A 19545-nucleotide genomic window follows, 5' to 3' on the forward strand; every position below is an offset into this window, starting at 1 on the left:
TGCGCTCCTGCGCAATGACAAGGGTGTGTTGCGCCATTCGGGCCGTGCGTGCGTCATTTCGAGCGAAGCGAGAAATCGTCATGCCATGATGGGTAGGATTTCTCAGTCGCTGCGCTCCTTCGAAATGACAAGGTCGCTGCGCTCCTGCGAAATGACATGGTTGCTATTGCTCTTTCGAAATAGCGGTGTTGCCTTGCTCCTTCGGTGTTGCTTCCCATTCCAAACTCAAGTCCTTCCACTCGGGGTTCGTGGTCATAACCAATTGGTTCTTTTTTTCTCGCCGCCATTTTTTGATTTGTTTTTCTCTGGCAATTGCGGCGTAGACGTCAGTTGTGTGCTCGTAATACACAAGTTTGTTCACGTTGTATTTTTTGGTAAAGCCATCCACCAGTTTGTTTTTGTGTTCGTATATTCGGCGTTCAAGGTTGTTTGTCATACCAACATACATGACTTTGTTATTCCAGTTAGTAAGGATGTAGACGTAGAAGTGATAGTCTCTTTTCATGAGCGCTCCTTGCTTTGTGATTTCAAGAGAGGTTCATCCTTGTGGGTTCGATCGCAGTGTGCGCCATTCGAGCCGTGCGTGCGTCATTTCGAGCGAAGCGAGAAATCGTCATGCCATGATGGGTAGGATTTCTCAGTCGCTGCGCTCCTTCGAAATGACATGGTTGCTGTGCTCCTGCGCAATGACAAGGGTGTGTTGCGCCATTCGGGTCGTGCGTGCGTCATTTCGAGCGAAGCGAGAAATCGTCATGCCATGATGGGTAGGATTTCTCAGTCGCTGCGCTCCTTCGAAATGACAAGGGTGTGTTGCGCCATTCGGGCCGTGCGTGCGTCATTTCGAGCGAAGCGAGAAATCGTCATGCCATGATGGGTAGGATTTCTCAGTCGCTGCGCTCCTTCGAAATGACATGGTCGCTGCGCTCCTGCGCAATGACAAGGTCGCTCCGCTCCTGCGAAATGACATGTTCTATTCCTTCCGGCGCAACGGGAAGCAGGTGTCAGGCATCACCAGCCTCCATCGGGCGAATTTTCGACTCGATAAAGGCAATTTCTTCTTCCGTAAGCCCGTATCGCTCGTAGAGCTTTTCGTCGGTCCATTCGGTGTTCATGTCAAGGATGGGGACGAAGGCGTAGGCATCTTTTGTAATGTGATGCGAATACATGAACTGCGATACTAGGAAACGAAAGAACCGCGTCTTCATATAGGCCGCCAAATGTTCAGCCTGCTTTTGGGAATCATAAGCTCCAATTACCAGATACGTTTCTGTGCAGATGGTTCTCGGGGGTAGTATGTCTATTTTGGAAAAAACCCTTCTCCTTCCGTCTGTTCCGGGATTTCCGGCATGGTCATAGCCCACGTAGGATGTAATCACCTTCCATTTGTCGATCATTTCCACGCCAACGGTTATATCCTCCCTTTTATACGGACCTTCGCCATTTTGCCAGCGCAGTATGAGATCGCCAGATTTTTGGGGGCGCACGAAAGTGCGCAATCCGAAAGGTTTACTAGCTGATACCTGTTCGCTCATACTCCTTTCTTTCTTAGCGAGTACTTTCCTTACAATGGACACGGCCTGACTATGGCGGATGAAGGTTGGGAATTCATCGAGTTTTCGTGTCGAAACGACCTTTTCTCCTTTATGCACATTGGTCACTTCGCAAGTCCCACGCGCGTCCCGTTCCCAAAGGAAATAACACACACCGCCAGCAATATCTACGCCGGGGAAGACCTCTGATGCATCCTCGAAGTCCACCAGTTTTCGGATGCGATCATCGCCAAGCATCTCGGCTCGGAAGGAATCCAAGCCCTTACCGCCAGCAAACCAGCGGGAAGGGATGATCATCACCAGATAGCGTGGATTCAGTTTTTTTGCTTGATGGACAAACTTGTTGTAAATGGGCGTTGCGCTTCTACCAAACCCCCCGTCGCTCAACTGATACGGCGGATTGCCGATGATGACATCGAATTTCATCGATTTCTCCTCGCTGTGCTCGTCGAAATGACATGGCTCGCTGTACTCGTCGAAAAGACGGAGTGGGTTTTCCGTATGGATGAACTCGTAGGCGTGGGTTTCCAGTTCCTCGCCACGGGCGTAGTTGGCTTCGTTGGCGCCGCAGAAGAGGCAGCGGCCGTTTCGCCAGGTGTGCTCGGTGCGTCGGTAGCGGATGTTGCCTTCTTCGGTGTTAAAGGCGGTGCAAATGGAGTATTTGCCGTTGGCGTGTTTGGAGCAGTAGAGGGTGCGGCGCGCGATGAGCGCCGTCAGTTCGGTGATGGCGATGCCGAAGAGCTGGTGCTTCATGATGTGGTTGATGCGCTCTTGGCGATCGGGGATTTGGGTTTCTAGGCCCTTGTCCAGCCGCTTGGCGATCTCGCGCAAAAACACCCCCGACTTGCAGGCCGGATCGAGAAAACGGGCGTCGGGGTTACTCCAGAGATCGGGCGGCAGCAGATCCAGCATCTGGTTAGCCAGCGCCGGCGGGGTGAAGACCTCGTCGCTGGAGAGATTGGCTAGGCACAAGAGCACGTCCGGGTTGTGGCTACTCATCGTAGGCATGGGCAACCTCCAGAAAATGCACCGGCGGGTAGTCTTTGACCGGTTCAGGGATGAATACCTCCTCGCCGGCATCCGAAAAGAGCGGTAACTCCCGCATCGCTCCCTGGTTCACCAGTTCATGGAAGGCAAAGTCCCGCCGCTTGAGCAGGCTGCCATTGACCAGCGACCATTCAGGAAAAATAATCGGTTGGGGGTTCGCCCCTACGGTTTTCAAGGTCAGCGCGTCGCCATGAACAATATTTTTGCTGAGGATATAGCGCACTGTTTCTTGGCATGGCGCTTTGGCCTTGTCTTTGAAAAGCCGCGTGTAGGCTTCATCAAAAACGGCAAACAGCCGCTGCCGGCATTCCGCAGCGTTGTCTTCCAGAATGTCAATCCCGTAGAGCGACGACACGGCCAAGATGGCGTAGCGCTCGTATTCCAGTTGGACCCTAGCATAGCGCGCTTCCACCACGCGTAGTTTCCGGTTCAGGATTTCGACGAGAAAGTTCCCCGTGCCGCAGGCCGGCTCTAGGAAGCGCGAATCAATCCGCTCTGTTTCCTGTTTAACCAGATCGAGCATGGCGTTGACGATATGCGGCGGCGTCAGAACCTCGCCGTAATCCACAACCCGCTGTCTGGATTTTGTCATGGTTCTCATCGCTCACCAACATGGAAGTCAAACCTGAATCTCGACCTGTGGGCAACGGTTTGGCCTGTGGGTCGGTCTGGAAGGGAGGATTAAGCGCTCCTTGTTTCGGGTGGATGCGATCGCGGGTGCCATGGTTCATTGCAGTGCTAATTTGAAGTGACAGCCTATACTGACTGCACCCCTCGGTCTAACAAAAAGTATGGTTTGCGTTTCCACTGGAGCTAAGCGGATTCGAACCGCTGACCCCTTCAATGCCATTGAAGTGCTCTACCAACTGAGCTATAGCCCCGCATCAGCAGAACTTTATCATTGCGCAAAATGCTGCCCTTTGTCAACTCCTGCCCCCAAAGTAACCCTCTGCCTAGGATGGACAACCATGGTTTCCCCTCGCGATCGCCCTCTCGCTCAAAGGAAGTATCAAGTACCCAGTGTATAGTGGGTGTGAGTGCTGAGCAGGTCGGACTTTGGGAGTCTCATCGTCCCCCTTGCAGTTGATACGGGTACCAATGAATCGCGATCGCTCCCCTCTCCATCCAACGCTGAAGTATGCGGGTGTGCTGCGGCAAGTTTCCCCTGAAATGGGGCAGTTTTGGCTGTCTCAGGAGGAGGTGACCATTATTGGTCGTGACCCCGCTACCTGCCACATTGTCCTTGACGCTCACATCTATACTTCTGTTTCCCGCCACCATGCCCAACTCACCTGTCAAAAGCGTGGCAGTATTCCCGTGTGGGCGATCGCTGACCTCGGCAGTGTCAATGGCACCTATGTCAATCAACAGCGAGTAGAGAGCTTAACTGTGCTCAATGCCGGCGATCGCATTCAATTGGGGCGCCAAGGGCCTGAATTTGTCCTAGAATATCTTCCCCTCACCGAAGTCGTGAGTACCCAGCCCGATCAACCCCTCACCCTTACCCAACTCCTGCCTATTTTTGCCATTCATCCCGACTGGGTACGCAAAGCCTATCTGGTACCGGGGATTGTTACGGTTGTTGCGGTTATCCTCCTTTTCGCCACGGCTGGCTCCCCCGATGCCTTCAAGGTCATCTTGGCGCTCTATTTGGGCAGTGCTGCCTATTACTTTATCTATCAACTCTGTGGCAAGCGCAAACCCGCATGGGTTCTACTGGGCACATTGACGCTGGAAATGTTGATTCTGCAAAGCCCAATTTTGCCAGCCATGATCTATCTCTTTCGCACCATTTTACCCGGCCAACTGCATCCGCCCCATCCTTCATTTTGGGTGTTATTCAGCCGCAACTTCATTGGTGCCGGCTTAATGGAAGAACTCCTCAAGGCGTTACCCATTGTTGTGGCCTATGGCTTAGGGCGATGGCTGCCGAGTCCGTGGAAACAAAAGGTGGGCGTATGGGAACCCCTCGATGGCATTCTCTTGGGAGCGGCTGCCGGCCTCGGTTTTACTTGGATAGAAACCCTTGGGCAGTATGTCCCTAGTATTGCCGGTCAATTTGGTAATTTAGCTGGTCTGCAAGTACTGATTCCTCGGGTCTTGGGATCCCTAACGGGGCACATGGCCTACACGGGCTACTTGGGCTATTGTGTGGGATTGAGTGTATTGCGCCCCCATCGAGCGCCCTTGATTTTAATGGTTGGCCTAGGTCTAGCGGCCTTTCTGCATGCCCTTTGGAATACGGCTGCCGCCCGTTTTGGTCCGATGGGTTTGGCAGTGGTGGGGATTTTGGCCTATGTATTTCTCACCGCCGCGATTTTGAAAGCGCGTCAACTGTCCCCGACGCGATCGCAAAACTTTGCCACCCGCTTCTATGGTTATCGCTAGGCAGGTGTATAAAATATATTCATTTTGATTCCTTCATCCACTGGCGCGATCGCAACAGCGCAGCGCAACTGTCTCGCCCTTAACTTCGATGATCTAAATGGTTGGCTATCTCATTTCCCTTGGTATCTTCACTGCCACCTTTGCCCTTTTTAGCTTGGGGCTGAATTTGCACTGGGGCTATACGGGGCTAATTAACTTTGGCCATGTTGGTTTTTTGGCCATTGGTTCCTACACCACGATTTTGTTGGGGATTGCTGGCGTCCCCATGTTCTTTGCTGTCCTTGCTGGCGTGGTGCTGGCGATGGGACTGGGCTTTTTAATGGGGATTGCGACGCTGCGGCTGCGGGAAGATTACCTCGCGATTGTGACGATCGGCATGGCGGAAATTGTCCGCTTGATTGCCCTCAATGAGGATTGGCTAACCCGAGGCGGTCGGGGGGTGTATGGGTTTCCGCTGCCCCTTGCTCAGTTCAATCCCAATCTGCCGACCAAACTGGGGATGATTGCTCTTTTTTGGGTTGTGGTGGGGGCGGCTGCAGGGCAGTGGTGGCAATGGCTACAGCGGCAGTATGGGCGATCGCACCCCCGCTGGTTACTGCCTAGCTACGCAGCTTTATTCATTGCCGGTACCCTCAGCCTTTGGGCCACGTTGCTCCCCTTAAGCTTAGGCCGGGGAATGGCCATTTTTCCTCTTGGGTTGACACTGGTGACGCTGGGTGGGGCGATCGCCCTTGTGAGCTATTATTGCCATCCAGAAAAACGAGCCGTGGTTCCCATTGCCCTGAATACCTTGGCCGCTGCTTTGGTGGGTCTGGTGGTCAAAGCCCTGACCCTTGGTCTGTGGGCCTTTAGCTACCGCGCTGGGTTGTTGTGGCTGCTGGTATTGGTGCTTGCTTTGGTGATGTGGCAGTTGGAGCGTTTGATCCGTTCTCCTTGGGGACGGGTGCTCAAAGCCATCCGTGAGGATGAAGAAGTGGCCAAGGCCTTGGGTAAAAATGTCTTTGCCTACAAAATGCAATCCTTCCTTCTGGGGGGGGCGATCGCGGCGGTGGCCGGGTCGTTTTATGCGTGGCAGCTGACCTTTATTAACCCCGACGGCTTTGTATCCCTGATTACATTTCAGGCGTGGACCATTGTGGTTTTGGGGGGCGCAGGCAATAACATGGGTACCCTCCTCGGCGCTGCTCTCTTTTGGGCCTACACTGCCCTGACCCGCTTTATTCCCCTTGATGGCGGTCGCCTAGAGGCCTTGCGGATGATGCTCATTGGCCTTGTCCTCATTATCTTGATGATGTGGCGACCCCAAGGTATTTTGGGCAAAAAGGAGGAACTCAGCCTTGGTCGATGAATCTTCTCTTGCGCCCGTCTCTAGCGGTATCAGTCAAGTCTTGCCTTCGGATCTCCTAGTGGCCACGGGGCTGTGCAAAAGTTTTGGTGGTATTCGCGCTGTCGATCATGTGGAAATTCGGGTTGCCCGCGGCAGCATCACCGGTCTCATTGGCCCCAATGGTGCGGGCAAAACCACCCTATTCAACCTGTTGTGCAACTTCCTCATCCCCGATCAAGGCCGCGTGATCTTTGACGGCGTCCCGATTAGCCATTTGCCCGCCCACCAAGTTGCTCTCCAAGGACTCCTGCGAACATTCCAAGTGCCCCGTGTGCTCTCGCGCCTCTCGGTTCTCGAAAATATGCTCTTGGCTGCGCCGCTGCAAACAGGGGAGAAATTCTGGAATAGTTGGCTACAACCGCTGCGCATTCGTCAAGAGGAACAAAAGCTGCGGCAACGGGCGTGGGAGATTTTGGAGTCTGTGGGGTTAACCGCTAAGGCCCATGACTACGCTGGCGCCTTGTCGGGAGGGCAACGCAAACTTTTAGAAATGGCACGGGTGATGATGCACCATCCCCGCATGGTGCTCCTCGATGAGCCAGCAGCAGGTGTTAACCCCACCTTGATCCATCAAATTTGCGAGCACATTGTGCGGTGGAACCAACAGGGCGTGACATTTTTGATTATTGAACACAATATGGACGTGGTCATGTCCCTGTGTCAGCACATCTGGGTCTTAGCAGAGGGGAAAAATCTGGCTGATGGTTCCCCCACTGAGATTCAAACCAATCCTGAGGTTCTGACCGCTTACCTCGGACAGTAGTTCCTACTCCCATTAGGGGCTAAAGCCTTGGGGATCGTTGGCACCCCTGAGGCTCTCCACAGCTTTGAATCCTCCCCCTCCTGAAGGGCGGCGCATTGAGCCAAAACCGCTAAAAAAGCTAAGGTCGAGGCAAATGGGCAGGCAACAGCGCCGCAAGGATCAGGCTGAGAAATAAAAATGCTGAGCCTGTTTCCAGCAAGGCAACGTTTTTTATGGCTGTGTTTCTGTACCAGTTGGCTTGCCAAACAATGAGGCCAAACTTGAGCAGTGCAATGGCAAAGGCCGCCGCTGCCAAGGGGGGCAACCACCCTAGCCACCACAAAAGACCAATGAGGAGAGCGGCAACACTGTGATAAATCAAACCAGGGAGCCAAAAGGCGGTTTTGTGCTTACGCAGCTTCACAGCAAAAATCGCACTGCCAAAGAAAAGGGTATTCAACAGCCATAATCCAACAGACAGGAAAGAGACCTCTTCAGTGGTGGCCATCTCCGTTAGGGGAGCCACCAAGCAGACCCCTGCAAAGGTGAGTAACTCGTTCCAGATGGCTTTGCGTTGACGATAAACTACGGCAATACTATCAATCGCAAAAATGGCGATCGCCCCTAGGTAAATCCAAAGTAACCGTGGCACCTCAAGGTAAAGATAAAAAGCAAGGCCAAGGGCAAGGGCACTGTAGACGCCTCCCCACATCAGGCAACGGGGTTTCCAACTTCGCCGCTGCTTGATTTGTAGTGTTAAGGGATGCTCCGCCTGAAAGGCACTAAAGGCAGTCACCAGAGCCAGCGTGGTTCTCCAACTCCAGTGCTGCGCTGCTGCTGCCCCCGTGAGAAACGCCACAATCAACATCACATAAACCCCATGTTCTGGGGAGAAGGTGGGCACGTACCAAGGTGTTCCCCTCCTTGCTGCTGATGCAGTTTCCGCAACCGCTGATGGCTCTGAAATGGTCATGATTGCATCCTCCACTAAACCAATCCCCCTAGACGAATACCAACACCAAAAATAGTCAACAGAACAGCCAAAACTGTGACCCCCATAATGTGAAACCCCAGCCGGGGCAGTGTTTCTGCTGTCAGCTTGGGCAAAATGAACCAGCGAGCCTGTACAGCGAGGGCAAGGGTTGCCAGCAACAGTCCCAACTTCACGAGAACATATTGGGAGACCACAGACTGCGGTGGCCAAAATCCCACCCCGCCGGGAAAATAAATGAGGGTTAGGGCAATACCCGTCAGCAGCTGCAGCAATAATGCCCCCAGACCCAACCTTTCAAAAGGCTGCTCAAACTGCTGGATGGGCGTTGCATCCTGCTGCCTGAGGGCCTTGGGCAGAACGGTTAGGGCAAGAATAAGGTGCCCGCCCACCCATACAGTTGCGCCGAGGGTATGGAGAATCACCAGGAGTTTGAATAACATCACGACGCACAGGCTAGACGCTTGGCTTCAAGGAGGGCGATCGCCTTGGGAAACAGGAGATTGTTTTCCTTGTGGATATGCTGGTGCAAGTCTTTCTCAAGGCTCAACAGCCCTGCCAAAAGCACGCGGTACGTATTGCAGGCCCACTCAGGCGGCGTAAAACCATCGCTCAGGCGCCGCAACTGGGTGAGGGCTACGCCCGTCTCTGCATGCTCCCGTTGCATACAATCAATCGCAGCTGGGATCAAGACATTGACTGCCTGATCATAGTTTTTCTCCAACTGCCGCAGCCTAGGGAACAGAACTTGCTCCTCTTTTTGGAGGTGGGTTTTTAGCTCTGCGGCCAAGGCCACGACGGTTGCGTGCAGTTGCTGGAGACGGGCATCCCGCGAGCCGTGAACGGCCGCCACCTTCTCCGCCTGCGCCTCGAGGCGGGGGAGTTCCCGCTGCAAGTAGGCATGGTGCACTGTTTCAATGTGGTCAACGAGGGCGGTCAGTGAAAGGTCAGCGATCGCCGGCTCAGGAGCAGTTTCTATGGCAGCTTCTAGCTCCTTAAGGAAGGTTTGGGCATCGATGCCCCGCTGGGCACAGGCTTCAGCAAGGGTTTGCCGACCGCCACAGCAGTAATCAATCTCTGCCGTCTCAAACAAGGCCGCTAAGGAAGGGTAATCCCGCACAAGGGCACCCACCGTATCCGTCAGTTGTAAAGATGTCATGGTCAGGCCTCCAAATACAAGGTGGAGAGAGAATCTAGTGGGTAAGGTCGAGGGAGACCGCAACACTGGGCTGCCGCCAAATCCCCCAGAGGGCGCGTCCTACGCCATAGATGAGCAGTCCGGCACCAACGGCAAAGATGACATCCCCAGGAATCCGCAGCCAGACGGTCCATTCCATCCAGGGGGAGTGAATGACGGCTCCACTGCGGGCATACCAAGTACCGTGGTTAATGGATTGCACCAGCTGATAGAAGCCATTGGGAATCAGACCGAGCACCAGCATGCCCACCAAGCCACCGTTGAGCCACCAAAATGCCCAGTTGAAGGTCTTTTCATCCCAAGCAGTTTCCGGGGTGATTTCCCGCAGAACAAAGAGCATTAAGGCGATCGCCAGCGAGCCGTATACGCCGTAGAGGGCGGCATGGGCATGAATTGGCGTCGTATTCAGTCCTTGGGAATAGTAGAGAACTATCGGTGGATTGATTAGAAAACCAAAAACCCCTGCCCCCAGCAAATTCCAAAAGCAGGTAGCAATGAAAAATCGCAGGGGTAGCCGATAGAACCCTTGGGCTTCTTGGGAAAGCTGCAGCGACTTCAGAACCTCAAACCCAATCAGGGTCAAGGGAACCACTTCCAACGCTGAGGCCACAGCGCCCAAAGCAGTGATCAAAACCGGTGTACCCGCAAAATAGAGGTGATGGAGTGTGCCAATGACACCACTGCCGAGGTAGAGAATGGTGGTCAAGTAGGTGGCCCGCAGAGCTGCGGAGCGCCTTAGGAATCCCAGTTCACTGCACAAGTAGGCGATCGCCACCGTGGCAAAGACCTCAAAGAAGCCCTCTACCCACAGATGAACCACCCACCAGCGCCAATACTCAGCCACACTGAGAGGGGTATGGTTGGTGTACATCAGCCCTGCCCCATAAAAGAGGGGAATGGTAATGGCGCTGTAAAGGAAAAAGTGGTTGAGGCCTGTCTTGCTCCCTTCTGCCTGAAGGGCAGGTCGCAGCGCCCGAAACATCAACCATAACCAAAATACCATGCCACCAATCAGCAAGAGTTGCCAAAGTCGCCCTAGCTCCACATACTCATAGCCCTGATGGCCCAGCCAAAAACTCCGGGCACCCAGATAGCCCTGAACGGCTGCCCAAGCTCCCCCAAGGGAACCAAGAACCACTACGGTGAGGGCAATCAGAAGCCCCATGTTTCCCCAAGCCTGAAACTTCGGTTCATGGCGCGCAAAGCGAGGGCCAAAGTATAGACCGGCCGCCAGCCAGCAGGTGGCAATCCAAAAGACCGCCAGTTGCACGTGCCATGTCCGTGAGGCAGCGTAGGGGAGATACTGCTGAATTGGCACACCATAAAATCCATCTCCTTCCACGGCATAGTGGGCAGTGACCATGCCCATGAGGATCTGCAGGAGAAACAGACCCATGGCCACCCCAAAGAAAAGGGTAGTCACTTTTTGGCTGGGGGTGGCAAGGCGGATGGCGGGGCGCTCTGTTACCGCTTGAACCGCATCCTCCCCTTGGAGCAGATAGACAACGAGAAAGCCGGCGATCGCAGCAATTAACACAACGACTGAGACAATCGACCAAATGACAAACTGCCCTGGGGGTTGGTTGCCCACCAGTGGATCATGGGGAAAATTCGCCGTGTAGGAAAAGGGCGCCAAAGGACGAGTGGCGACTGCTGCCCAAGCGGTCCAAGCAAAAAAAGCAGTCACATCGCGGATTTGCGCGGGATCAGTAAACCAGTTGCGCGGAATAGAGTGCGCCGCTGCACCTTGGGATAGCAGTGTTTTGTACTGCTCAAAGACGTGGCGCAGTCCTTGGGCTTGAGCACGGGTGAGCGTCAGCACTCCTGTTTCAGGATTGTAACGGTTGGGCTTAAATTGCTCTTGGACTTGCACCTGTAGTTGAGCCCGCTCAGAGGCAGAGAGTGCCTCCCAATCTGCTTGGCTAAAGCTCGCATCGCCGCGGTAGAGAATTCCAGCGGTGGCTAGACCCCAGCGGTGCAGCACATCCGCTGTCCAGTCTGGAGCCAGATAACTGCCATGACCCCAGATGCTGCCAATGTGCTGGCCGCCCCGTGCCAGATACAGTTCTTGACCTCGCTGTATGTTCTCACGGCTAAAAAGCACCTCCTGTTGGGGCGAGACAATCGTTGTCGGTATTGGCGGGGCATGCCGGTAAATAACGGCGCCTGCTGTCAGCAGCACACTAAAGGTAATGACACAGACTAGCACTAACCAAGCGGGTAGCCGCAAGTGCCACCCTCGCTCTAGGTGAGCTGCTTGAGTAATATTGAAGGGGACGTTTGCCATAGACACTTCCTCTCGGCAGCTATTGAGACTTAAGGTAGCTGCGGCTTGGGGGGTAGCGCCTTGACTTAGGTCAAAAGGAACCTTGAGAAATATTTAACTTTTACGGTGGGTCATGAAAGCGGGTATTGAGGAATGTCTGCGCCAGTCACCAATGTTTAGTGAGCTTTCGCCACCCCAGCTAGGGCGGTTGGTTGCAATTTCGCAGTTACAGACTTGGCAACGGCAGCAAATCATTTTTAGAAAAGGCGATGCCGCTGCGGGGTTTTTTGTTGTGAAAACCGGGCGGGTCAAGGTCTTTAATCTCTCAGCGGCAGGGAAGGAGCAAATCCTGAATATCTTTGAACCGGGCGACAGCTTTGCGGAGGTGGTGGCCTTCGATAACCAGCCCTATCCTGCCTCGGCAGAAGCAATTGAATACGTTGAACTGATCTTTTTGCCGCGGTTCGCTTTTTTGAATTTGCTCCACCAAGATGCGGATCTAAGTGTTCGTTTGCTAGCTAGCTTTGCTAGGCATCTGCGTCATTTGGTGAGTCTTATAGAAGACCTTTCCTTTAGACAGGTGCCCCAACGCCTAGCAGCCTATTTGTTGCAACGATTGGCCACTAGCGATCGCCCAGATAGTATTACCCTAGATTTGAAAAAAACAGAGCTGGCCGCTTTGCTAGGCACTATTCCTGCAACGCTGTCGCGGGCGTTTTACGACCTGAATACCCAAGGCATTCTGAAGGTAGAGGGCAATGAGATTACCATCTGCGATCGCCAGCGGCTACAAAGATTGAGTGAAGAATAGTCGAGCTTTTTCCCCAAGGCTCAACCGGCTCAAAACCTTCAGAAACAATTTTGGGGAGCGATGAAGGGGCTCAGTATTGAACAGCGCCAGAACTAGACCTAGGTATAGCTGCGAATTGCGGCCAACGGCGGACAGCGCTGCTGATCCAATTGCTGCAGGTATTGGCGATGCTGGTAGTAGTCACGGCGCAGTTGGGCAAGCACTTGCAGTCGCTCTGGCGCCACACCGGGGATGTCGTCAATCGCAGGTTCGTTGTCGGTGAGTAGGCGATCCAAATACTGGCGCAGGGCTTCGCTGGCAAGGGATTCACTTAAAATCAGCGCGACAGTTTCCTGCCAAGTCCGGAGAATATAGCGACATCGCTTTTCAACAGCAATGCGCTCAAGGGCTGCTGCCGCTGCTTGGATCACGAGTTCAGGACGATCCAGACTCACGGTAGTCGTTTCATCCAAATGGAGTAGTGGAGTAATGAGGGCGGCCTCCTCTGCCTCATCGAGGCGATCAAAAAGGTGCGTGACCAAATCTAAATCCGTGAGTTGGGTTTCTGTTTCCGTGGGCGAATGAAGGGGCCACTCAGTGGTATAGGGATCATCGGGCGCTGGCAGACCGGCACAGTACGCTTCTTCAATGGCCAAGATCTGCCGCCACAGCCAACGATGGTGGGAGAGGCTAAATTCAATGTCCCGCGCTTGCAGGGCTTGGCGAATCAGGGGACGATAGTCGCCGCAGTGGAGGTAGAGGCGCAGCAGTTGTTCTTCCGCCGCTTGACGGAGGTTATAGTCCGCCGGACGTTGCCATTTTTGCGATCGCCCCTGCCAACGTTGACCCCGCACCTGTTGCCGCAGGGATTCTTCTAAACGGAGAACGAAGCGACTATCATGGCCTCCCAATAGCTCAGCACAGTGGTGAATGTAGTGGCTGCGCAGTGTGGCATTGGGCAGTTTTCCCAACAGTTGGCTCAGGGCTTGGCTCGCCTGCTGAAATTGATCACTTTGCTTGAGATCGTACTGCTGCACAATGGTTTGAATTTGCCAATCCAGCCACAGGGGCGCTTGATCCAAGAGAGCTTGGTAGTGCTCCCGCTGTGCTTCACCCGCACTGAAAAAGTCAGCCGCATCTTTGCCCGCTGGTAATGTGAGAATTCGCAGTTGCAGATCACCCCGATAGGCCAAATCGGCAGCCTCACCAATGGCGCGATCGGCCGCCCGTTCTCCCGCTGGGTCGGCATCAAAGTTGAGAATAATTTGCTTCGACTCGGTGTAGCGCAGCAGTAATTTAATTTGAGCTTGGCTGAGGGCCGTTCCTAGACTGGCCACCGCTTGGGAAAACCCCGCTTGGTGCAGCGCCATCACGTCAAAGTAACCCTCGACAACAATTGCTTGATCTTGGCGGGCGATCGCCTGCCGCGCCTTATCCAGCCCAAAGAGCAACTGCCCCTTGTTAAAAATCGGGGTTTCTGGAGAGTTGAGATACTTTGGCTCTTCGTTGCTGAGGGTGCGACCGCCAAACCCCACCACCCGTCCTTGGGCATCCATAATCGGGATCATCAGGCGATCGCGAAAGCGGTCATAGTAGCCGTCCCCTGTCCGCCGAGGGATAATCAAACCGGCCTGTTCTACCAGCTGAGGGGGATACCCTTTTTGCTCCACAAGGTAGGTGTAGAGCACTTGCCAACCCGCAGGGGCATAGCCCAAGCGAAATTGCTGAATCGTCTCCTCTCGCAGATGGCGTTGCCGCTGCAAATAGTCTTGGGCGGCTTGGCCAATGGGTTGCCGCAGGGCATGTTCATAGAAACTAGTGGCGATCGCCAGAATCTCGTAGAGTTGCTCTTGAAGGGAGAGCCGCGCTTGTAGGGCCTGTTTTTGCTCACTATCGAGGGTGCGCACTGGAATCTGATGGCGTTGGGCAAGGTCGAGTACCACCTCGGCAAAGGAGCGTTTTTGCAGTTCCATCAGGAACTTAATGGCATTGCCGCCCGCCCCACAGCCAAAACAGTAATAAAAGCCCTTCAGGGGACTCACCGTAAAACTGGGGGTTTTTTCCTCATGAAAAGGACAACAACCCACGTATTCTTGCCCACGCTTGCGTAGGACAACGTGCTCGGCCACCACATCGACAATGTTAACCGCTTGGCGCACCGCCTCAATCGTATCGGGGTGTAGGCGAGGAATTTCCATAGATCACTAGTCTAAGCGATCCCCCTAATCAGAGATTCCCCGCTGCAAAATTCAACGATTCCTAAGGATGTTGCAAGCTCTTAACTCAAGCAGTCAAGGGCGATTGACCTTCGCTAGGATGTTGACGGTGTCGTTGTTAGGCGCAGAGGCAGGCTTTGAGGCCATAACCGTTCACATAGGGAGCAAGGATTCATGAGTACCAGCCGCAAACGACTTGGTGTGTTTACGAGTGGCGGAGATTGCCCGGGTCTAAATACGGCCATCCGTGCTATTGTTGCCCATGCTACCTTAAGTTACGGTTGGGAGGTGCTTGGCATTCTCCACGCCACTCAGGGGTTAATTGAGCGGAAGGCGATCCCCCTCAATGCCGAGGGTCTCGGGGGAATGGATGTACTGCTCAACATGGGGGGAACCATTCTCGGAGCAATTAATAAGGGCGATACCCTTGGCCATGCCGATGAAGTCATTGCTGGGTACTATGAATTGGGCTTGGATGCTCTTATTGCCATTTGTGGCGATGGCAGCTTGAAGATTTTGCATCAACTGGCGCAAAAGGGAAACTGGAATTTCCTTGCCATTCCGAAAACCATTGATAATGACGTTGCTCTTACGGATCGCGCCATTGGCTTTGATACCGCCGTCAACATTGTGGTGGAAGCCCTGAGTCGGATTACCTCCACCGCCGCTAGCCATGATCGCGTCTTTGTGGTGGAAGTGATGGGGCGCACTGCCGGTCACTTGGCTCTGTATTCGGGGATTGCTGGGGGTGCCGATATGATCCTCATCCCAGAAATTCCTTACTCCATTGAAGGCATTTGCCAGCATCTGCAAAAGTTGCGCGATCGCTGGGGACGTAAGTTTGCCCTCATCGTCGTTGCCGAGGGTGTCAAAGAACTGGAGCAGGACGCCCACCAGCGCCGCCATTGCAGTATTGGTCAGTACATTGCCGATAAAATTGCCCAGCACAGTCCCATCCCCATTGAGCTGCGGGTTTCAGTCCTAGGTCACATTCAACGGGGCGGTGCCCCCATGGCCATAGATCGGCTGTTGGCAGCGGGCATGGGCCATACCGCTGTGGATTTAGCCGCTCAAGGGACATTTGATCGCATGGTAGCTTGGCAGGCAGGACAGGTGGTCACTGTTCCCATTGCCAATGTGGTGGCTCAATGCCCACGCCATGTAGATCCCAATAGCTTTTTAATTCGCACGGCTCAAGGGCTGGGCATTTATGTCGGGGATCAGCCGATGCTGCCCTATGTTGATCCCACTCTTTGCCGCGATGAAGTGATTTGTGCGATCTAGACCCCACGGAATCAGCCAACCAAGGAATGAGCTGTAAGAGGCACGCCACTGAGGCTAAAGGCTCGCGCCTCGGTAATGCGAACCCGCACCAGTTGTCCCCGTAGGGTCTCAATCTCACCGGGTAAGTAGGTCAGGCGGTTGCCATCCGTGCGGCCATAGACTTGTTGCGGATCCTTGGGATTGACCCCCTCCACCAGCACTACCTCTTCCCGTCCAAGATAGCGTTGGGAGCGATCGCTGGCGATCGTGGCCACTAAATGATTCAGCCGTTGCAGACGATCTTCTTTAATCTCTTCCGGTACTTGATTGTCCCAGGTGGCCGCTGGCGTATTCGGGCGCGGTGAATAGGCTGCCGTATTCAGTTGGTCAAAGCCCACCTCCGCCACCAGATCTAGGGTGCGTTGGAATTGGGCTTCTGTTTCGCCGGGAAAGCCGACAATGGCATCGGCACTAATGGCGGCATCTGGCATATAGCGGCGAATCGTTTCAATGATTTGTAGATAACGCTCGCGAGTATAGCCCCGTGCCATTGCCCTAAGAATCTCATTATCTCCCGACTGAAAGGGAATGTGGAAATGCTTACACACCTTGGGCAGTTCGGCACAGGCTCGAATCAAGCGTTCTGTAAAATAACGGGGATGGCTGGTGGCAAAGCGAATCCGCTCAATACCGGCCACATCGTGGATGTAATAGAGCAGATCCGTAAACGTGTGCTGTCGTCGCCCCTCTGGGGTAATTCCCGGCAAATCGCGACCGTAGGCATCAATGTTTTGCCCAAGGAGCGTCACTTCCTTGTAGCCTTGAGCCGCCAGTTCCTCAATTTCGGCGCGGATTGCCTCGGGGCGGCGGGATTGCTCTTGCCCCCGTACCCCCGGCACCACACAGTAGGTGCAGCGTTCATTACAGCCATAGATCACATTGACCCAAGCAGTGACCGTACTATCGCGGCGGGGTTTGGTAATGTCCTCAACAATGTGCAGTGGCTCCGTTGCCACCACTTGGCTGCCATTCCACACCTGCTCCAGCAGCTCGCCAAGGCGATTGGCATACTGCGGCCCCATCACCAGATCCACTTCAGGCACTCGCCGCAGCAATTGTTCCCCCTCCTGTTGAGCCACACAACCGGCCACAATCAGCGTTAGGTTGGGGTCTTGATGCTTGCGCTTGGCTTGCCGCCCTAGGTAAGAATAGAGTTTCTGCTCGGCGTTGTCGCGAATCGTGCAGGTGTTGTAGAGCAAGACATCGGCCTCATCCGGCTCGGCCACCGGTTCTAAGCCCATTGCTTCTAAGACCCCGGCCATGCGCTCGGAGTCGGCCTTGTTCATTTGGCAGCCAAAGGTGGTGATGTAGTAGCGGCGTGGCATTCCCTTGAAGTGCCCCTATACGTCCGTCACATCATTGGTGGGATTCGTGTCACTGGCACTACCCTCTTCAGGAGGAGCGGCCACTTTGACCATGGCATGGCGCAACACGCGATCGCCCAGCATATACCCCCGCTTGAGTTCTTCAATCACCGTGCCTTCAGGGTGCTCATTCGTTGCTTCCCGCAGCACAGCCTCATGGAGATTGGGATCAAAGGGCTTGCCTCTGGCCTGCATCGCCGAAACACCAATGCGCTTGAGGCACTCCACCAGTTGCTTGTAAACCCCCTGATAGCTGCGGTGAATTTTTTCTTCCGCCTCTGTTTCGGTTTGAATGTGGGTGCGGGCTAGCTCAAAGCTATCCACCACCGGCAGTAAATCAGCAATGACGCTGCACTTAATCTGTAGCTCTAGTTCCTCTTTTTCTCGCTGGGTGCGTTTGCGGAAGTTTTCAAAGTCAGCGGCAAGGCGCATATATTGGCTATTGCGCTCCTCCACCACCTGCGAAAGACTAGCCTTGGCAGCTTCAAGGGCAGCAATTTTCTCTAGCAAGTCCGCTGCATCCGCAGGAGTATCCGTAGAGGTCGCCTCAGATGCTTGACCCTCTTCGCTCGTGGTGGCCTCTGCATGATTCTCAACGACATCGGGGGTAATTTCGCCTTCTTGGGCTTCAGCAGCGGGGTTGGTTAGGGTTTCATCACTCATAGGTTGACTCAGGTTATGCCCTCTAGACTGTGGATTGCGCACCGCAGTGCGTTTAACTCGTGCAATCGTTTTAGCCTATCACTTTACCCATTGTATCAATAGGGGCGAGGCATCCGTCTATTACGGACTTCTCTACTACGGCTCTTTTCCCAAGGCTGGCACGCAGCCAAAAACCAGAGGGGCACTATGGAAGAGGATTGCCTCCCCTTTATGGATCCCCTATTTTAGGACAAGGTTCATATTGGGTTTGGAACTGAAAGATTCAGTTGCTCGTCACTTAAGGGCATGACTGCCAAAGCAAAGTTTAGGAGTGGGAGTTTGCGTTGATGTCCTTTCACCCCATGACATTCAGCCTGATTCTAGCGTGCGCGTTGACAGGTATCAGTCCAGTGCTGGCACAGACAGAGCCACCACCACGGGAAAACTTTAATCCCTTTGGGGTAGATAATCCAGTCCTCCAGCGGGCACGGAATTGGGCACGACAGGCAGCAGAGCGGGCGAATGGCGGGTTGAGTCGCTACCGCGCTGAAGCATCCATGTTTGGGCCTGCGAGTCAATCCCCCTACGTGGACAATGGTGATGGTACGTTTACCTTTCGCTTTCTAGGGGGGGCACCTGCGGAACCACCAACTATTGAAAGTATTGTCACGGTCAACCCCGACCCCAGCAATCCGATGATTCGCATTGACTACAATGGCCCTATTCAGTCGGTCGCTCCTCCCCCTCAGCCGTTGCCAGAAGTGCCACCCCCAAGCAATATGGGCAGTTTCTAGTGCTATCGGTGCATAGAGATTCGCCTATTCAGGAACTCGAAAATCTCTGGCACGCTGCCCCTCGTCAGGGGATCGCTGCTGCGCTATGATAACGGAAGCCCTGCTACCTCATAACTTCTAATAAATTTGTGTTTAGGAGAGTTTGCAATGACAACGGCTACCGCTACCCCTGAGTTGGACTACCATAGCGATCGCTACAAGGATGCCTACAGCCGCATCAACGCCATTGTCATTGAAGGTGAACAGGAAGCTCACGACAATTACATTGACCTAGCCAAGCTGCTGCCCGAGCACCAAGAAGAACTCACCCGCCTTGCCAAGATGGAAGCCCGCCACAGAAAGGGGTTTGAGGCCTGTGGTCGCAACCTGAGCGTGACCCCAGATATGGAATTTGCCAAGGCCTTCTTTGAAAAACTGCACGGTAACTTTCAAGCGGCACTCGCAGAGGGGAAAATTGCGACTTGCTTACTGATTCAAGCTTTAATCATCGAGTGCTTCGCGATCGCCGCCTACAACATCTACATCCCGATGGCAGATCCCTTTGCCCGCAAAATTACTGAGGGTGTGGTCAAAGATGAGTACAGCCACCTCAACTTTGGCGAAATCTGGTTAAAGGAAAACTTTGAGAGCGTCAAAGCCGAAGTTGAAGAAGCCAATCGCGCCAACCTGCCCTTGGTCTGGAAAATGCTCAACCAAGTGGAAGCAGATGCCAAAGTGCTTGGCATGGAAAAAGACGCCCTTGTGGAAGACTTCATGATTCAGTACAGTGGTGCCCTAGAAAATATCGGCTTTACCACCCGCGAAATTATGAAGATGTCGGTTTATGGCCTAACTGCGGCATAAGGGT

General features: G+C 53.9%; 17 protein-coding genes and 1 tRNA gene. 7 read left to right on the forward strand and 11 right to left on the reverse strand.

The window, feature by feature from the left end; translation table 11 throughout:
* Window positions 1-163: 163 nt before the first annotated feature.
* From RHH27_RS02845 to RHH27_RS02860, 4 genes are all read right to left on the reverse strand, one after another.
* Window positions 164-505 (reverse strand): GIY-YIG nuclease family protein, encoded by a 342-nt coding sequence (locus RHH27_RS02845; RefSeq protein WP_302678798.1) that lies wholly within the window; start codon window positions 503-505, stop codon window positions 164-166.
* A gap of 496 nt (window positions 506-1001) precedes the next feature.
* On the reverse strand, window positions 1002-2558 hold the full coding sequence (locus RHH27_RS02850) for an Eco57I restriction-modification methylase domain-containing protein (protein ID WP_399373163.1): 1557 nt from the start codon (window positions 2556-2558) through the stop codon (window positions 1002-1004).
* Window positions 2542-3198: a DNA methyltransferase gene (locus RHH27_RS02855; protein ID WP_225901632.1), complete on the reverse strand. Its 657-nt coding sequence runs from the start codon at window positions 3196-3198 to the stop codon at window positions 2542-2544. Before RHH27_RS02855 ends, RHH27_RS02850 begins: the two co-directional genes overlap by 17 nt.
* Before the next feature lie 207 nt (window positions 3199-3405).
* Window positions 3406-3478, reverse strand: a tRNA-Ala gene (locus RHH27_RS02860).
* A 196-nt stretch (window positions 3479-3674) separates the two neighbouring features.
* On the opposite strand from RHH27_RS02860, the gene RHH27_RS02865 reads away from it, so the two are divergent.
* The 3 genes from RHH27_RS02865 (at window position 3675) to RHH27_RS02875 (ending at window position 7135) form a co-directional block, all read left to right on the forward strand.
* Window positions 3675-4985, forward strand: coding sequence for a PrsW family glutamic-type intramembrane protease (locus RHH27_RS02865; RefSeq protein ID WP_225901633.1), 1311 nt, complete (start codon window positions 3675-3677; stop codon window positions 4983-4985).
* A 97-nt stretch (window positions 4986-5082) separates the two neighbouring features.
* Window positions 5083-6333: a branched-chain amino acid ABC transporter permease gene (locus RHH27_RS02870; RefSeq protein WP_302678800.1), complete on the forward strand. Its 1251-nt coding sequence runs from the start codon at window positions 5083-5085 to the stop codon at window positions 6331-6333.
* Entirely contained in the window at window positions 6323-7135 is an 813-nt protein-coding gene (locus RHH27_RS02875; protein ID WP_225901634.1) for an ABC transporter ATP-binding protein, read from the forward strand. Before RHH27_RS02870 ends, RHH27_RS02875 begins: the two co-directional genes overlap by 11 nt.
* Before the next feature lie 118 nt (window positions 7136-7253).
* Here RHH27_RS02875 and RHH27_RS02880 read toward each other — a convergent pair whose 3' ends face one another.
* The 4 genes from RHH27_RS02880 to RHH27_RS02895 are packed head-to-tail and all read right to left on the reverse strand — an operon-like array spanning window position 7254 to window position 11590.
* Window positions 7254-8087, reverse strand: a complete 834-nt coding sequence (locus RHH27_RS02880) for a YwiC-like family protein (RefSeq protein WP_302678801.1) — start codon at window positions 8085-8087, stop codon at window positions 7254-7256.
* A 14-nt stretch (window positions 8088-8101) separates the two neighbouring features.
* Window positions 8102-8548 carry a CopD family protein gene (locus tag RHH27_RS02885; RefSeq protein ID WP_206200990.1) on the reverse strand — a complete coding sequence of 149 codons (447 nt, stop codon included), beginning with the start codon at window positions 8546-8548 and terminating at the stop codon, window positions 8102-8104.
* Window positions 8548-9264 (reverse strand): iron-sulfur cluster repair di-iron protein, encoded by a 717-nt coding sequence (gene ric, locus RHH27_RS02890; RefSeq protein WP_302678802.1) that lies wholly within the window; start codon window positions 9262-9264, stop codon window positions 8548-8550. Before ric ends, RHH27_RS02885 begins: the two co-directional genes overlap by 1 nt.
* 34 nt (window positions 9265-9298) lie before the next feature.
* Window positions 9299-11590: a nitric-oxide reductase large subunit gene (locus RHH27_RS02895; protein WP_302678803.1), complete on the reverse strand. Its 2292-nt coding sequence runs from the start codon at window positions 11588-11590 to the stop codon at window positions 9299-9301.
* Window positions 11591-11702: 112 nt separating this feature from the next.
* Between RHH27_RS02895 and RHH27_RS02900 the strand changes: the two genes are divergently transcribed.
* Window positions 11703-12380 carry a Crp/Fnr family transcriptional regulator gene (locus RHH27_RS02900; protein ID WP_206200993.1) on the forward strand — a complete coding sequence of 226 codons (678 nt, stop codon included), beginning with the start codon at window positions 11703-11705 and terminating at the stop codon, window positions 12378-12380.
* Window positions 12381-12478: 98 nt separating this feature from the next.
* On the opposite strand, the gene dnaG is transcribed toward RHH27_RS02900, so the two are convergent.
* The gene (gene dnaG, locus RHH27_RS02905; RefSeq protein WP_302678804.1) at window positions 12479-14557 is read right to left on the reverse strand and encodes a DNA primase; all 2079 of its coding nucleotides are present in this window, start codon (window positions 14555-14557) and stop codon (window positions 12479-12481) included.
* Between the two features lie 192 nt (window positions 14558-14749).
* On the opposite strand from dnaG, the gene RHH27_RS02910 reads away from it, so the two are divergent.
* Entirely contained in the window at window positions 14750-15859 is a 1110-nt protein-coding gene (locus tag RHH27_RS02910; protein ID WP_302678805.1) for an ATP-dependent 6-phosphofructokinase, read from the forward strand.
* 11 nt (window positions 15860-15870) lie between these two features.
* Here the strand turns inward: RHH27_RS02910 and miaB are convergent, their stop codons facing one another.
* Window positions 15871-17223, reverse strand: a complete 1353-nt coding sequence (gene miaB / locus RHH27_RS02915; protein WP_206200996.1) for a tRNA (N6-isopentenyl adenosine(37)-C2)-methylthiotransferase MiaB — start codon at window positions 17221-17223, stop codon at window positions 15871-15873.
* A 15-nt stretch (window positions 17224-17238) separates the two neighbouring features.
* Window positions 17239-17925, reverse strand: a complete 687-nt coding sequence (gene grpE, locus RHH27_RS02920) for a nucleotide exchange factor GrpE (protein WP_302677309.1) — start codon at window positions 17923-17925, stop codon at window positions 17239-17241.
* 326 nt (window positions 17926-18251) lie between these two features.
* Here grpE and RHH27_RS02925 point away from each other — a divergent pair, with 326 nt between their 5' ends.
* Together RHH27_RS02925 and RHH27_RS02930 are read left to right on the forward strand one after the other, a co-directional pair.
* A complete protein-coding gene (locus RHH27_RS02925; protein WP_302678806.1) occupies window positions 18252-18698 on the forward strand; it encodes a hypothetical protein in 447 nt (148 codons plus the stop codon).
* 147 nt (window positions 18699-18845) lie between these two features.
* The gene (locus RHH27_RS02930) at window positions 18846-19541 is read left to right on the forward strand and encodes an aldehyde oxygenase (deformylating) (protein ID WP_149820418.1); all 696 of its coding nucleotides are present in this window, start codon (window positions 18846-18848) and stop codon (window positions 19539-19541) included.
* Window positions 19542-19545 lie beyond the last annotated feature (4 nt).

This window comes from Thermosynechococcus sp. PP555, from assembly GCF_031583225.1.
GTDB lineage: Bacteria > Cyanobacteriota > Cyanobacteriia > Thermosynechococcales > Thermosynechococcaceae > Thermosynechococcus.

Excerpts from the sequence above, each read along its gene's own strand:
- RHH27_RS02885 (WP_206200990.1), bottom strand. The coding sequence starts at position 8,548 with ATGTTATTCAAACTCCTGGTGATTCTCCATACCCTCGGCGCAACTGTA.
- grpE (WP_302677309.1), bottom strand. The coding sequence starts at position 17,925 with ATGAGTGATGAAACCCTAACCAACCCCGCTGCTGAAGCCCAAGAAGGC.
- RHH27_RS02855 (WP_225901632.1), bottom strand. The coding sequence starts at position 3,198 with ATGAGAACCATGACAAAATCCAGACAGCGGGTTGTGGATTACGGCGAG.
- dnaG (WP_302678804.1), bottom strand. The coding sequence starts at position 14,557 with ATGGAAATTCCTCGCCTACACCCCGATACGATTGAGGCGGTGCGCCAA.
- RHH27_RS02930 (WP_149820418.1), top strand. The coding sequence starts at position 18,846 with ATGACAACGGCTACCGCTACCCCTGAGTTGGACTACCATAGCGATCGC.
- RHH27_RS02925 (WP_302678806.1), top strand. The coding sequence starts at position 18,252 with ATGTCCTTTCACCCCATGACATTCAGCCTGATTCTAGCGTGCGCGTTG.
- RHH27_RS02895 (WP_302678803.1), bottom strand. The coding sequence starts at position 11,590 with ATGGCAAACGTCCCCTTCAATATTACTCAAGCAGCTCACCTAGAGCGA.
- RHH27_RS02910 (WP_302678805.1), top strand. The coding sequence starts at position 14,750 with ATGAGTACCAGCCGCAAACGACTTGGTGTGTTTACGAGTGGCGGAGAT.
- RHH27_RS02880 (WP_302678801.1), bottom strand. The coding sequence starts at position 8,087 with ATGACCATTTCAGAGCCATCAGCGGTTGCGGAAACTGCATCAGCAGCA.
- RHH27_RS02870 (WP_302678800.1), top strand. The coding sequence starts at position 5,083 with ATGGTTGGCTATCTCATTTCCCTTGGTATCTTCACTGCCACCTTTGCC.
- miaB (WP_206200996.1), bottom strand. The coding sequence starts at position 17,223 with ATGCCACGCCGCTACTACATCACCACCTTTGGCTGCCAAATGAACAAG.
- RHH27_RS02845 (WP_302678798.1), bottom strand. The coding sequence starts at position 505 with ATGAAAAGAGACTATCACTTCTACGTCTACATCCTTACTAACTGGAAT.
- ric (WP_302678802.1), bottom strand. The coding sequence starts at position 9,264 with ATGACATCTTTACAACTGACGGATACGGTGGGTGCCCTTGTGCGGGAT.
- RHH27_RS02850 (WP_399373163.1), bottom strand. The coding sequence starts at position 2,558 with ATGCCTACGATGAGTAGCCACAACCCGGACGTGCTCTTGTGCCTAGCC.
- RHH27_RS02900 (WP_206200993.1), top strand. The coding sequence starts at position 11,703 with ATGAAAGCGGGTATTGAGGAATGTCTGCGCCAGTCACCAATGTTTAGT.